The sequence below is a fragment of the Glycomyces amatae genome, assembly GCF_020991375.1.
Taxonomy (GTDB): Bacteria; Actinomycetota; Actinomycetes; order Mycobacteriales; family Micromonosporaceae; genus Glycomyces; species Glycomyces amatae.
This window is the reverse complement of record NZ_JAJLQZ010000019.1, coordinates 83,963-98,033: the sequence shown is the minus strand read 5'-3', so window position 1 is coordinate 98,033 and position 14,071 is coordinate 83,963. Positions and strand designations below refer to the sequence as shown.

General features: G+C 67.0%; 9 protein-coding genes and 1 pseudogene. 9 read left to right on the top strand and 1 reads right to left on the bottom strand.

Translation table 11 applies throughout. The features are described 5' to 3' along the window. The first annotated feature begins 141 nt into the window (after positions 1 to 141). From LO763_RS22935 to LO763_RS30085, 3 genes and pseudogenes are all read left to right on the top strand, one after another. Complete coding sequence (locus LO763_RS22935) at positions 142 to 585, top strand: hypothetical protein (RefSeq protein ID WP_230789399.1); 444 nt, start codon at positions 142 to 144, stop codon at positions 583 to 585. Beyond that, positions 467 to 1,831, top strand: a pseudogene (locus LO763_RS30090) (PBSX family phage terminase large subunit); the annotation flags it as partial. The gene LO763_RS22935 and the pseudogene LO763_RS30090, both read left to right, overlap by 119 nt. Before the next feature lie 281 nt (positions 1,832 to 2,112). Further along, positions 2,113 to 2,640: an HNH endonuclease gene (locus tag LO763_RS30085; protein ID WP_369432060.1), complete on the top strand. Its 528-nt coding sequence runs from the start codon at positions 2,113 to 2,115 to the stop codon at positions 2,638 to 2,640. A 113-nt stretch (positions 2,641 to 2,753) separates the two neighbouring features. On the opposite strand, the gene LO763_RS22925 is transcribed toward LO763_RS30085, so the two are convergent. Beyond that, positions 2,754 to 3,365, bottom strand: coding sequence for a hypothetical protein (locus LO763_RS22925; protein WP_230789396.1), 612 nt, complete (start codon positions 3,363 to 3,365; stop codon positions 2,754 to 2,756). A gap of 108 nt (positions 3,366 to 3,473) precedes the next feature. Between LO763_RS22925 and LO763_RS22920 the strand changes: the two genes are divergently transcribed. From LO763_RS22920 to LO763_RS22895, 6 genes are all read left to right on the top strand, one after another. Then, positions 3,474 to 4,331: a DNA-methyltransferase gene (locus LO763_RS22920; protein ID WP_230789394.1), complete on the top strand. Its 858-nt coding sequence runs from the start codon at positions 3,474 to 3,476 to the stop codon at positions 4,329 to 4,331. Then, on the top strand, positions 4,328 to 5,287 hold the full coding sequence (locus LO763_RS22915) for a DNA-methyltransferase (protein WP_230789392.1): 960 nt from the start codon (positions 4,328 to 4,330) through the stop codon (positions 5,285 to 5,287). The genes LO763_RS22920 and LO763_RS22915 overlap by 4 nt, the downstream gene beginning before the upstream one ends. 124 nt (positions 5,288 to 5,411) lie before the next feature. After that, positions 5,412 to 6,725: a phage portal protein gene (locus tag LO763_RS22910; protein ID WP_230789389.1), complete on the top strand. Its 1,314-nt coding sequence runs from the start codon at positions 5,412 to 5,414 to the stop codon at positions 6,723 to 6,725. Then, on the top strand, positions 6,726 to 10,613 hold the full coding sequence (locus tag LO763_RS22905; RefSeq protein ID WP_230789386.1) for a phage minor capsid protein: 3,888 nt from the start codon (positions 6,726 to 6,728) through the stop codon (positions 10,611 to 10,613). Between the two features lie 368 nt (positions 10,614 to 10,981). After that, positions 10,982 to 13,699, top strand: a complete 2,718-nt coding sequence (locus LO763_RS22900; RefSeq protein WP_230789383.1) for a phage minor capsid protein — start codon at positions 10,982 to 10,984, stop codon at positions 13,697 to 13,699. Then, complete coding sequence (locus tag LO763_RS22895; RefSeq protein ID WP_230789381.1) at positions 13,689 to 13,958, top strand: hypothetical protein; 270 nt, start codon at positions 13,689 to 13,691, stop codon at positions 13,956 to 13,958. Before LO763_RS22900 ends, LO763_RS22895 begins: the two co-directional genes overlap by 11 nt. Positions 13,959 to 14,071 lie beyond the last annotated feature (113 nt).

Below are 14,071 nucleotides of genomic sequence, written 5' to 3'. Positions count from 1 at the left end.
TGACACACCGGTCTGAGCACTGTGTTCTTGCAGTTCACCGTAGTGCGGCGAACTTTTTTGCCGCAGGATCTGCGCAACGATAGTGTTTCCGGTGCTGGCCTGAACTGTGCCCACAATCGAATATCGCCATGGAGGTCCACCATGAACCGTGGCCTCCCCGCAGTGAAGCGGCAAGCGATCCTCGAAGACCTGCGCGAACGCGCCCTGTCACGGAACCAGATTGCAAAGCGGCACGGCGTCGCCCCCTCCACCGTCTCCAACGTCGCCCGCCGCGCCGGCATCACCCTCCTCACTGCCGCCGAAGCGGCCGCACCCGGGTCCGCGCGCGGCCGCGCCGCCGACATCGCCCTGGAAACGGCCACGGCAGCGCTCACCACCGTGCGCACCCGCTTGGACGACCTCGATCCTGCCGACCTGATCCGCTTGTATGCGACCACGGTCGACCGGTACCTGGCGCTCGTCGGCGGTGACGGTCCTGGCCTCGAACACGCCACGTCCCTCCTGGAGGGCCTGGCGGCACAACTCCATAGCTCCACCCCTACTGATCTTGCTGCTGTCGCCGAAGCAACTCGAAGCGATCCGTGAATCCGGCAAACGGCGCATAACCGTGCTCGACGGCGCGGTCAGGTCAGGTAAGACCATCGCGTCGCTCGTTGCGTTCATCCTCGCAGTGCAGGCAGCACCCGACACCGGGTTGATCGTCTGCGCAGGCCGCACTCTCGCAGCCATCGAACGCAACATCATTGCGCCATTGCAGGACAGGGCACTGTTCGGGCCGGTCGCCGACACCGTCAAGCACACCACGGGTTCAAGCAGGGCCGTCATTCTCGGCCGGACCGTGCATTTGGTCGGCGCGAACGACGCGAGAGCCGAAGAAAAAATCCGCGGCATGACCGCGTACCTCGCGTACGTGGACGAAGCCACGCTCGTGCCCGAGGCGTTCTTCCGGCAGCTCCTCGCCCGCCTGTCCGTCCCCGGCGCGAGGCTCCTAGCGACGACGAACCCGGACGGGCCCCGGCACTGGCTTAAGGTCGGCTTCCTCGACCGTGCCAGTGAACTCTCGCTCGCCCGGTTCCGGTTCACCCTCGCCGACAACCCCGGGCTCGGCGCCGATTACGTCCAGAACCTCAAAGCCGAGTACACCGGCTTGTGGTACCAGCGGTTCATTGAAGGCCTGTGGGTCATGGCCGACGGCGTCATTTTCGACGCCTGGAACCCCGAGGCCCATGTCGAGAAGACGGTGCCGGAGATCCTCGAATGGATCAGCGTCGGCATCGACTACGGCACCGTGAACGACTTCGTTGCGCTCGCGATCGGCCTTGGCATCGACCGCCGGCTCCATGTGGCCTCGGAGTGGCGGTGGGCGTCGCGCAAACGCCATCAGCAGCGGCAGCTGACCGACGTCGAATATTCACGACACGTCCGCGACTGGATGGCCGCGCAGCAGCTCGGCGACCCGTACGTGGTCATCGACCCGTCGGCGGCGTCATTCATTGAGCAGGCGCACCGCGACGGTCTCAACCCGGTCCGTGCGAACAACGCGGTCGCCGACGGCATCCGGACCGTTTCCGGTTTGATCGCCACGGATCGACTCCGCGTCCACGAGTCCTGCGAAGGCCTCATCGACGAGATCGCGTCGTACGCGTGGGACCCGAAGAAAGCCAAGCTCGGTATCGATGCGCCCGTGAAAGTCGACGACCACGGTTGCTTTGTCACGGGCACGCCGGTAGTGACCGGCGCCGGGCTGCGGCCGATCGAGACCGTTGCTCCGGGGGACCGGGTACTGACCCGCAAAGGCATGAAGCCTGTCATCGCCTCAGGGATGACCAGCGCCAGCGCCACGGTGTATCAGGTGGAGACTTCGGACGGCCGCATGCTCACAGGGACAGGAAACCATCCAGTTTGGGTTGTGGGCCACGGCTGGAAACGATTGGACACACTGCGATACGCGGATAAACTTCATGTGTGGCAAAACGAGTCGATACCGTTGTCTTCCAAGGGATCAAGTTCCGCCGGTACCTCGATGCCAAGCAGTGGGCCGAGCGCGCCTACTACGTTCCAGGGATCGCCGACCGGCAACGCGGCGTCAAGCGTCTTCACGAAGAAATCTGGATGGCCGAGCACGATCGCGCCATCCCCGAAGGCCACCACATCCATCACAGCGACGGTGACCCGCTCAACAACAACCCAAGTAATCTCGAATGCATCACCGCTGCAGCGCACCAGTTGCACCACAGCGACGATCGCGCCGGTGAATGCGCACCCGAACGGCTCGCCCACCTCGAACGCATCCGACCTTTGGCCAGCGCGTGGCACCAATCCGAAGCTGGACGGGCCTGGCACACCAGGCACGGTGCCCGCACCTGGGCAAACCGTCAACCGCATGAACGCCGATGCGACCAGTGCGGGGCACACTACGACACGCTCTCGAAGCACGGTAGTGAACGGTTCTGCACCAACGCCTGCAAGTCGGCGTGGCGGCGCGCCTCTGGCATTGACGACGTCACCCGCTCATGTGAGCACTGCGGTGCCGCCTTCCGCACCAACAAGTACAGCAGAAGCCGCTTCTGCGGACGTTCATGTGCTGCGAGTAACCGCCATGCCCGAGAAGCAGGCCGTCTGGAACCTCACGGTCGCTGACTGCCCTGAGTACTTCGCTTCAGGCATACTCGTGCACAACTGCGACGCTCTCAGGTACGGGCTCCACACCACGCGTGGGACGTGGAATGGACGATTGCTCAGCACCTAAACGATCAGCTCGCGTCACCTTCGATCAGTTCGGGCGCAGTGGTCAACGACGGCGCCACCTGCATCATCTCCAGAAGGGTCGCTGGTTTCGACAAGAGATCGTGGTTTTCCATGAGGAACTTCCGCTCGGCCTCAGTGATCGGTTTCGCGACAGTGCATTCGCCGGACTTCACAAGAAGCAACTTCTCAGTCATGATGGCAGCGTCAGGAGTCGCCGCGACCGCTGACGACATTGCCATGAGTGTCTGCGCTTCCAAGGCAGCAAGTTGGGCACGCTCCTTTTCTACTGCTTTGGTCTCCAACGATCGAGCGAGCGCTGCCATATATGCGTCGAACTTTTCAGATGCGGCTTTCCTCTGGAATCGAGCCACCACCCACTGCCTAAGCGACCCGTAGATCGGCTCAGTGTGTTTCGTTTCCTCAGCGTCACATTGCTCGGCAAGTTCTTCGATCGCTTTGACTAGTGCCTCACCAGCTTCGGTGTCGCTGGTGTAGACGTGCACCAAGCGAAGGTCTTCGTGCTTTCTTGCCAGTAGCCAGCGTTCCACCGCCTGCGCTGTGGTACGGGCCAGGGCCGGGACCATGCTGGCGAGTACTGGGATGAGGGGTTCAATCATGGAACGACGCTAGCAGTTCTCGGGCCCCACCGCAGCCCCCCAACCTGTTGAAACAGCACGTTTGAGGCGCCGAAACGAGCGCACTCACCTCACAACTGCATAGGACCCATGACCGCCTCGTTCCAGCTGCACTGCGGCGACGCCCTCGACGTGCTCCCTCGTCTCGCGCCAGGCTCAGTGGACTGCGTTGTCACGTCGCCGCCGTACGCGCAGCAACGCCGCCGCGAATACGGCGGCGTCGACGAAGCGCACTATCCGGTGTGGTTCGCCGACCGGCTGGAGGCGGCACGTCCGGCCCTGACCGTCCGTGGATCGGTCGCGATCGTGATCCGGCCGCATGTGCGCCGCGGTGAACTGTCCGACTATGTCCTACGCACCCGTTTGGAGCTGCGCGAACGCGGCTGGATCGAATGCGACGAGTGGATCTGGGACAAGGGCTCCGGGCCGCCGATCGGGTCGAAACTGTGGCCGCGCCGATCATGGGAGCACATCCTGTGGTTCGCGCCCCGCAAGCATCCGTGGTGCGACCCGCGAGCGAACGGCCGCGCCACCGAACGCATGTTCACCGGCCACGGCGGCCGCATGTTTCGGCACCAGTACGGCGGCGTCACCGCGGACTCCGCGCCCTATGCGGGTATCGCCCGCGGCACTGACGTCGCGCGCGTGCCGTGCGCGCACAACACGAAAGGTGATGACGTCGCACACCCGGCGCCGTTCCCGCCGAAGCTCGCAGCGTGGATCATCCGTTATCTCGCGCCTCCTGGTGGGACGGTGCTTGATCCGTTCGCCGGTTCGGGTTCGACCGGTGTCGCCGCGATCGCGGAAGGCCGCTCGTTCGTCGGTGTCGACCGCGACGGCGACTACGTGGCCATGATGGGCCGCCGCCTCGCGAGCGCCGCGGCAACCGCCGCTGCCGCCGTCAGCGACCCGGGCCCTACCCCACTCCTGTCGCAGGAGCTGTCATGACCGCTTCCTTCGACCTACACTGCGGCGACGCCCTTGACGTGCTGCCGCGCTTGACGCCGCGATCCGTTGACTGCATTGTGACCTCGCCGCCGTATGCTGAGCAGCGCAAAGCCGACTACGGCGGTGTGCACGAACGCATCTACCCGACCTGGCTGGCCGACCGCCTCGACGCCGCCAAACCCGCCCTCACCGACCGAGCCTCCGTCGCCATCGTGATCCGGCCCCACATTCGCGGCGGCCAACTCTCCGACTACGTCCTGCGGACCCGGCTTGAGCTTCGCGAACGCGGCTGGGTCGAAGTGGATGAGTGGATTTGGGACAAAGGCTCCGGCATGCCGACCGCGCCAAACGACCGGCCCCGGCGATCCTGGGAGCACATTCTCTGGTTCGCTCCCAGCAGGACCCGCCCGTGGTGCGACCCGCGCGCGAACGGGCGGCCGCAAACGCAGCCGTTCAAAGTAGAAGGCCGACTCTTCCGCAACGGCTACGGCCGGCACAAGCTCCGTACGGCACCATACGTCCCGCATCCCATCGCACGCGGCATCGACCTTGCCCGCATCCGCCTGGGCCAGAACATTACCGGTGACGAGGTCGCGCACCCAGCCCCGTTCCCTCCCGCGCTCGCGGCGTGGATCATCCGCTACGTCTGCCCGCCTGGCGGCCGTGTCCTGGACCCGTTCGCAGGGTCCGGTTCGACCGGTTTGGCGGCTCTCGCTGAAGATCGTGCCTTTCACGGGCATCGACATACACCCGGAGTACGTCGACCTCATGCGCCGCCGGTTGATGCCGCCCCCGCAGGCCGGACCTGTACACGTCCGCTGACGTTCTGCCGCACACAACTGCATATGGAGACCTTCGCTCATGCCACTGCCTACTACCGATCAACCGTGGCTGCCGAAAGCGCTCGAACCCGTTCGCGTCAAACACGCCGAATGGGGCGCTTGGTGGTCCGGTGACGCTGAGGCCCTGGCTGCGATTTACGGTGGGCAGGCGTCCCCGGCGCTGCACAATCACCCGGCACAGTACCGCGGGGGTGTTCAGGGAACGCTCGCGCGCATGTGGTGGGGGCAGCCCCTTCCCGTGGGCGAGCAGCGCACGAAACTGCATGTGCCGCTCGCGGCCGACATCGCCGCGAAGTCCGCTGAGCTCCTGTTCGCGAAGCCGCCGACGCTCACCGTCGCCGGGAACACTGAAGCGACTGCATGGCTGAGCGAGCGTATGGCGGGCGGCCTCGCCGCGACGCTCATGGAAGCTGGCGAGGCAAAGTCCGCGCTCGGCGGCGTGTTCTTGCGGATCTGCTGGGACCGGAATGTCGCCGGTGAAGCTTGGCTTGACACCGTTGAGGCCGACCGTGTGTACCCCGAATGGCGGTGGGGTCGCCTTGCGGCGGTCACCGTCAGTACCGTCCTCGAACACGACGGCGCCACGGTCATCCGCCATCTTGAACGGTACGAACCTGGCGTCATCCTTCACGGCCTGTACCAGGGCACGGGGACGCGGCTGGGCCGTCCGCTCGCGCTCGCCGCGCACCCCATGACGGCAGGCCTAGCGACCGGTTCGGAACGTGAAGCGGCCGTAGCGACCGGGACGACCGGTCTCGCGATCGCGTACCTCCCGAACGTGCGCCCCGCACCCCTGTGGCGGCATGTGCCTGCAGCGGCCGGACTCGGCCGCGCCGACATTGCCGGGTCGGAACCGCTCCTGGACGCGTTCGACGAAACGTGGTCGTCGTGGATGCGGGACCTCCGGCTCGGTAAAGCCCGCCTCGTGGTCCCGCAGGATTACCTGCGTCCCGGTGCACCTGGTGACGGTGCGACGTGGCACGCGGACCAGGAAGTGTTCGTGCCGCTGCGCATGCTGCCCTCCAGTGACGGCGGCCCACAGATCACCGCAACCCAGTTCGCCATTCGCGTCGAGGAACACTCCAGGACCGCGCGTGAACTCATGCATCAGATCCTCCGTAAAGCCGGGTACTCCCCCGCGTCATTCGGGCACGAATCCGAAGGGCCCGCGGCGGTCACCGCGACCGAGTTCCGTGCCCGGCAGTCCGCGTCCCTCGCAACGCGAGCGAAAATGACGCGGTACGTCGCGCCGCCGCTCGCGCAGATCACGCAGGCGCTCATGGACGTCACCCGGGCCGTGTTCGGTACCGATGCGGCACCGGAGGCGGGCCCGGTCCTGGTTGACTTCGGCGACCCGGTTCCGGCGTCGGCGTTGGAGGACGCGCAGACGCTGCAGGCGCTCAACATCGCCGAAGCCACGTCCATTCGTACGCGTGTGGCGCTCCTGCACCCGGACTGGTCGACCGAGCAGATCGACGCGGAAGCGACCCAGATCGCCACGGAGCGCGGCCTGGGTCCGCTCGCTGATCCTGCCGCCGTCCCCGGGGTGTAAATGCCGGTTTCCCGGGTCCTTGCGGCCGGGCTGGGCGACGCGTTGAGGGCGCCGTTCGCGCCGTTCACTGCTGACGTGCTCGCGTGGGCGACCGCGCAGTTGCGGGCGGATGCGCCGGGCGGGAACCCGGCGGCGTTGACACGACAGCTCACGCGAGCGTACGCGCGGGCGCAGCAAGCACACCTCGCGAACGTGTCGACGGCGGCACGGGACGCGTTGCTGCGTGCGTGGCTCGCCGGGGCACAAGCGGCTGCCGTCGACCTCAATGGCACGGGATTCGACCCGGACGCGGCAGGTGACCTGGACGCGGTGGCCGCGTTCGTGACCGGTCACGGTTCACGGTCGTTCATGCAGCTGCGGGAGATCGTCCCGGGCTTGGAAGTGGTGCGTGAACGCGTCCGTGACCTCACCCGGTCGCTCGAGGACGCCGCTATGGCCACGCGCTCGACTGTGGAACATGCGCTCGGGGAAGTGGGCGCGGCAGCAAGGAGCGGTCCTGAACGTGCCCGTGCGGGCGCGACAACTTGGGATGCGTACCTCGCCCGGGGATTGCGGACGCCTGGTGACGAGTTCGGCCGGACGTGGAACCTGGCCGATTACGCCGCGTCGACCGTTGACGCCATGGTCGGTGCGACCGTCCTCGACGCGTACGTGCACGTGCTCGAGACCGCTGGCGCCGCTTATGTGACCGTGTCCCGGTCGGTGGCGGACTGTCCGAGGTGTGACCCGTGGGAAGGCGCCAGGCTCGCACTCGCCGATCCCGGCACTGACCCGGGCGGTGCACCGGCGGTAGTGGGAACGTTGGTGGAGGCGCGCGCGAAGGGCCTGTTCCATCCGCATTGCCGCCACCGCGCGCACGTGTGGACACCGGATCGACCGCTCATACCGGCAGGTGACGGCCGTACTCCTGCGGCCGCGGCTGCCGAACGGGACGAGCGTGCACTGACGCGTCGCCTCACCAGTTTCGAACGGCGCAAAACTTACGCGCTCGACCCTGCATTGGGCGACCGGGTGGCTGCCGCGGCCGCGGCGGCCCGCGCCGAACTGGCGGCCCTGCGCACGTCCGCCGTGGGGGCCGGATCTGCACCAGGAGCGCCAGCGCCGGTGTCCGGCTCGCTCCAGGGCCAGGTGCTTCCTGACGGGCCCGGTCACTGGACGGTGTCAGCCGCTGACCTTGCACAGCCGTACCCCGACGACGCCCGTCGCGACGCCGTCCGTGCCCTGTTCGAAGCGACACCGCTGGACGTGCCGGGGTTCGGGCGCCTCACCTGCGACTTGGTCAATGTGACCGTCAGGGGTGACGGTGTCGCCGTTGAAGGTCGACTTTATGACCGTGACGGCGCCGTTGTGGCCCGGTTCGACCGCAGCATCTTCGTCGAAGACCACCTGCTGCAAGCAGGCCACAACAGTTTGACGGTCGCTGACGCCTTCCGCGGCAACGGTGTCGCCGCCGCGTTCAACGGTCGCCTGTTCAACTGGTATCGCGACTCGGGTGTTGACGCGGTGACGGTGTCGACTACGGACATCGGCGGGTACGCGTGGGCGCGCGCCGGGTTTGACTTCCTCACCGAGGATGACGCCGACAAGATCATCGGGCGCCTGAACGAGCAGCGGCGGGCATGGAACCGGTATGCGGCGCCGCTGCGGCGTGCCGCCCGGGAAGGGACCCTGACCGATATCGAAGCGGCCGGGCTCGCCTGGATCGAAGCGCAACTGGACGACGCCGATGTGGTCCTCGACCGCGCCGAAGCGCATACGTTCGGCACCCCTGGATTCCCGACCGCTTACGACATTGCGTCCATCGGCCGGGCCCGTCCTGCGCCCGAGGGTCGCACTGACGCGATCTTCGAACAGCACCTGGGGAAAGCCGCCATGGTCGGTGCGAACTGGGACGGCATCAAATATCTCAATTCGGGTTCAGCAACCGCGGCGGACACGACCGATTCCGACGCGGCACCGGCCACCGACGCCGACACGGAAACCCGTGACTCGAACGAACACGGCCGCGAGGCCCCTGACCGCATCACCGTGCCGCTCGGGCAGATGCTGACCGGCCCTGGCGGTGCGACCGCCGACCGGGAACGCACGGCCGCCGCCGCCAGGGCCGCACGTGACTTCGCCGCCGTGCACCCCGACGCCGTCCACCGGTTCACGCCCGCGTTCACCCGGGCGGACACTGACGCCACCTGGGTGTCCTTTCACATGTTGGACCCGACAGGTGACCGTGTCGGGTATGCCATCTTCACGGTTCGGGGCACCCCGGACGCTCCGGTCCTGGAAGTGTCGTCGGCGTCAGGTCCGGCGGCCGTGTGGGACACCGCGACCGAGTTCGCCAGCATGTGGCGGGCCACGGTCGACACCGAACCCGTGTTGGCGGCGCATCCGAGTGCGGCTGTTGCTGGCGGGCAGCTGGACCGTGCTGTGCTGCGGCGCGTCCGGCAGGCGGTCACGGATGCCGTGGACGCGTTCAACGACAACGAGTCGTTCACCGCTGACCACCAGGTGACCTTGTTTCGTTCGACGCTGGCAGTGTCACCATCGCGCACGGTCATGGACATCGACGTCACCGACACCAACGATGACGATGACGATCTTGGTACGTTCACCGTCAACGTTGACGCTGACGGCGTCACCGTCACCGACGTTGCACCGGCGCACCCGTTCAACGATGCGGTCGCCGACGCTGCCGTGGCGTTCGCGGCCGCGTGGAACCGTGCACCGGTGGTGACGGTCGACGTCACCGAACCTGACCGCGCCCGCCTCCTCGTTGACCTGGCTGCGTTCACGAACGCGTCCGGCGACCAGTCGCATGCGGCCGCCAACGAAGCGGCGACGCAGATGGCGCGAGCGTTCAACACCGCTGATGCGGCGCCGTTCACGGTCGTATACCAGTTCACCAGCGAAGGCGAACCCGGTGTGTTGGCGCATTTCACGGTCACACCGGAGCACGAAACGGGCACGCTCGCGACGTTCGCGATATCGATTGCCGGCAGCGAACGGTGGGGACACCAGGTCGGCCTTGACTACCTTGACGTCCGTGACACAGCCGACCCGGCAGCAGTTGATGCCGCGGTGCACCGGTTCGCCGACGCCTGGCGTGCCAGCGCTGCCGCGCCCACGGCCGGCGTCGAACCGGTCGACGTCGGCAGCCACCTGCTCGCTCCGGGCGTGCCACTGTCGGTGATCCGTGCGGGTGTCGCCGACGTGTTCGAACGCGGCGCCTGGAACGGATTCAACGTTGAGGTGGCTAGCATCAACCGTGTCGGTGACACCGTGACCGTTCGCGGCGACATAGTGGTCGACGGGGCCACGGCGGGGACGTTCACACGGTCGTTCCGGGCCCGCGGTGACCGTGTCGACGTCGGCCATGACTACTTGTATCTGCTGCCTGAATATCACGGCCGCGGTATCGCTACCGGTTTCAACCGGCACCTGTTCGGCTGGTACCGCCGGTCGGGGTTCCGCAGCGTCACGGTGTTGGCTGCGTTGGAAGCAGGCGGGTATGCGTGGGCGCGAGCCGGCTATGACTGGGTGGCGGAACGGGACGCCTTGCCCATGTGGGAGTTGCTGCGCGAGACCGCGCCTCGCTACCAGGCTTTGGCTGACGACTTGCGGACACGAGCCGCAGGGCATGCGAATCCGGGTACTGCCGCGCAGTTGCGCACAGCGGCGGACACGATTGCGGCGCAGGCGCGGGACGCGTTCGCGCTCCTGGAACGCGTTGACGCCACCGTTTGGGGTGCACCGGACTATCCGACGCCGAAGGACCTTTCGGAAGTGGGCATGCCACCTGACCGTGCCCGCACGGGCCGGTGGCTGGGGAAAGACGTCTTGCTCAGTCACCAGTGGTACGGCGTGCAATGGCTTGACGGTGAGGGTGACGTGTAGGCCGCGTCCGGACCGGACCGGCAACAGTCGCAACGGTACTGCCGTGCACACCGGAGCGGTCACTCCCTGGCGTGACTGGCACCCCGTCAATTCTGTCGCGGTCGACGGGCACGGTCTGCTCCTCAACCTGATCGCCCTGCTCGGCATCGGTGCCGCACTGTAGGCCGGCACCGGTCGCCGCCGCGGACACGGCATCACCTGATGCCACGACCGCATCACTGCCACCTGATCCACGCATCGCACTGACGCCGGTGCTGCCCTGTTGCCGGTCCAGTCTTGGTTTTTTCGCCACCACAACTGAATCGAGGCACCGCAGTGAGCCCCTGCATGGCCGAGATGCCTTCGGGCCCGCGCACCGGACGGCCCTGATGCCAGTCGGACGCGACAGCGTCACCGACGCCTCCGGGCTGCTCGCTGACACGGTCACGGACGCCACGGCACCGCTGGTGCGTCTCGCGGGGCGTCTCCTCGGCGCGGGAGCGTTCGATGACGACGCCGATCGAGCCTGGCATGAGGTGCGTACCGCGACTGAGCGGGCCCGCAGTCGCCTGCGGGAAGCGCTGCGTGCCGCTGTCCCTGCCACTGCTCAGGCCTACATCGCTGGCGTCGCGGCGCTCCTGGAGGATGCCCAAGCAGCCGGGCTTGACGTCACTGACCTCGGGGCGCCGCTCGGGCCGCTGTTCCTGTACACGACGGGTCAGCCGGTCACGTTCGCTCAAGCGGTCGAACACCTGCCTGACGTGGACACGGTGGTGCGGGAGACCGCCGCCGGCCTCATGACCGGTCTTGACGGCGCGTTCACGGCCGCTGCGGCACGTCTGGAACAGGCCGTGCGTGACGCGTCCCCGCAGGCCGGGTTCACCGGGCTCGCCCGTGAGACGCTGCGAAACGCTGCCTGGAACCGGTTCCTGGACCGGGGCCTGACGGTGCCCGACCAGCACGGCCGTATGCATGCGGTCGGGTCATGGACGCAGACGCTTTGTCAGACGCGTCTGCGTCGCACCGCTACGGACGCCTACCTCGAGTACGCCGGCAGCGCTGGTATCGCGTGCGTGTCCGTGTCCGTGTCGGCGCAGCGGTGCGTCACGTGCCGCCCGTGGGAGGGCCGCGTGCTCGCCCGCGACGATGACGCGTTGGCCGCCTACGTCGGCAGTGGCGCCCGCCCGGTCCCGAAAGGCACCCTGGCGACAGCTATCGCCGCAGGTTTGCTGCATCCGCATTGCCGTCACACGCTCACCGCATGGATACCGGGCGTCTCGACGCTGCCTGACCGCGGCCCTGACCATCCCGGTGGTGACGCAGCGGTACAGCGCGAACGTGAGATCGAACGGCACATCGACGTTTGGGACCGCAAAGCCGACTTGGCGCTCACGCGCCTGGACCGGCTCGCCGCCGCCCGGCACGCGAACACGTGGCGCACGAAACTGACGGAGCATCGCACGGTCACCGCCGGTTTCCTTGACACAGCACACCACGAGCAGGACCGGCCCGACCTGGCGGCGGGGCTGGCCGCGATCTTCCAAGCGCCCGCCACCTCCGATACCGACACCGACCCGGCGGCACCGCCGTCGCTTGGGGTTGACCCGGGGGCACTCCTCGTCGGTGGCCACGAGACCGGAGACGTGCGCGTGCAGCGCCGGCTGCGACAGGCCGCTTCCGATGCCGCGGATGCGTTCACGGCCGACGCGTTCCTCAATCCTGAGGAGTACTTGGTGCGCCTCGCTGGTCTGCACGCCGAGCCTGCACGGACCTTGGTGACGTTCGACGTGCTCGATGAGCACGATGACGACTTCGGTGTCCTGACCGTGGTCGTCACCGACGCAGGTCGAGGGCCCGAAGTGGTCCTGTCGTCTGCTGACGCGGTCACTGGTGCCCCCGATGACCGTGCGTTCGTTGCCGACCTTGGTGCCGCGTTCGTTGACGCGTGGAACCGGTCAGATACGGCAGTACCGGATGCGGCAGCGTCACTGGGTGTCGACCCGGCCGGGGTCCTGTTTGCGGGCACCGGTCGCGACGCCCGCGCCATGAACTATGCGCGCGGGGCCGCTGAACAGGCCGCTGCGGCGTACACCGACCAGTTCGGCGACTACGTCGAATTTGACGACCTCACCACGGTTGGCTCGGTCACGTACGTTGACGTTTTGTATTTCGCTGACCCTGGCGACGAGACACCCGCGGGGCGGTTCCGCATCGCCGTCGACGGGACGAGCAAGCAAGCGAACCGGGTCGAGGTCATGTGGGCGCGCGGCACCGACGATGACGTGATCGGTGCGATCGCGGCATCGTTCGCGGACGCGTGGCGCGGCGAACGTTCCGCCGTGGACTTCGGCAGCGGCACCTACCCGCTGCTGGTTCGTGACATGTTCGCCACCGGGAACCGCTCAGCCGTTCGCGACGCCGTGTTCGCGGTGTTTGAAGAGCACGACTATGGCCCGTTCACTGTCGAAGTCGCCAGCGCGATCCAGTCGGGCGACCAATGGTTCATCAAGGGCGACCTGCTCGTGAACGGGACCTCCGTCGGCCATTTCGAACGCTCGCTCCACGCGGACGGGCACCGGCTCACCGCGCACCACAATTTCCTCAGCATTGATGCGGACTTCCACGGTCAAGGGATCGCGCAAGCGTTCAACGACCATTTGATGGGCTGGTACCAGGCTTCAAGGGTCGAATCCATTCGCGTGTACGCGGCGCTGGAAGCAGGCGGGTATGCGTGGGCGCGGGCCGGATACGAGTGGGCGTGGGAGTCCCAGGCGAACACGATGTGGCAGGCGTTGACGAGAACGGCGCGCATCTATCAGACGGCCGCCGAACGATGCCGCACCGACGCCGCTGCACCAGGCACCGGTCCTGCGTTGGCGGCGGATCTGCGTGCCCGTGCCGCATGGCTCGCCGCGCAAGCGCAAGCAGCATTTGACTTGCTGGAACGGGTCGACCAAACGGTGTGGGGCGCACCGGACTATCCGCAACCGTTCGACGTTTCCGAAGTCGGCAGGCCCGCGAAGGCGTCTCGTGACCAGGAATGGATCGGGAAGGAAACCCTGGTCATCACCCGTTGGCACGGCGTAAAATGGATCAATGAGGACTAATTCCCAGGCGCATGGCACCGAACCGGCCCACCGGCCGTCCCCTGAACGCGTCCAGATGCTGCGCGACCAGGAGGCCGCCCGCCGGGCATGGCGTGAGCGGTACGCGGGCGCATACCCACCCGACCCTGACAGTATCGCTGACGGTGAAGCCACTGACCTCATCGTGCCCGACGAGGTCCGGGCGGAACTCGACCAAGAACTGGACGCCATCCGCATCACGTACACGAACGCGTACCACGACCGCATCAAAGCCATGTAACACCGATACGGCATCACGTCAGCCGGGTCCACGCCACCATGCCGGGCCCGGCTGACGTGTACCCCTGAACAACTGCATAGAGGACCCGGTCGTGACCTGCATCTTGTCCGCTG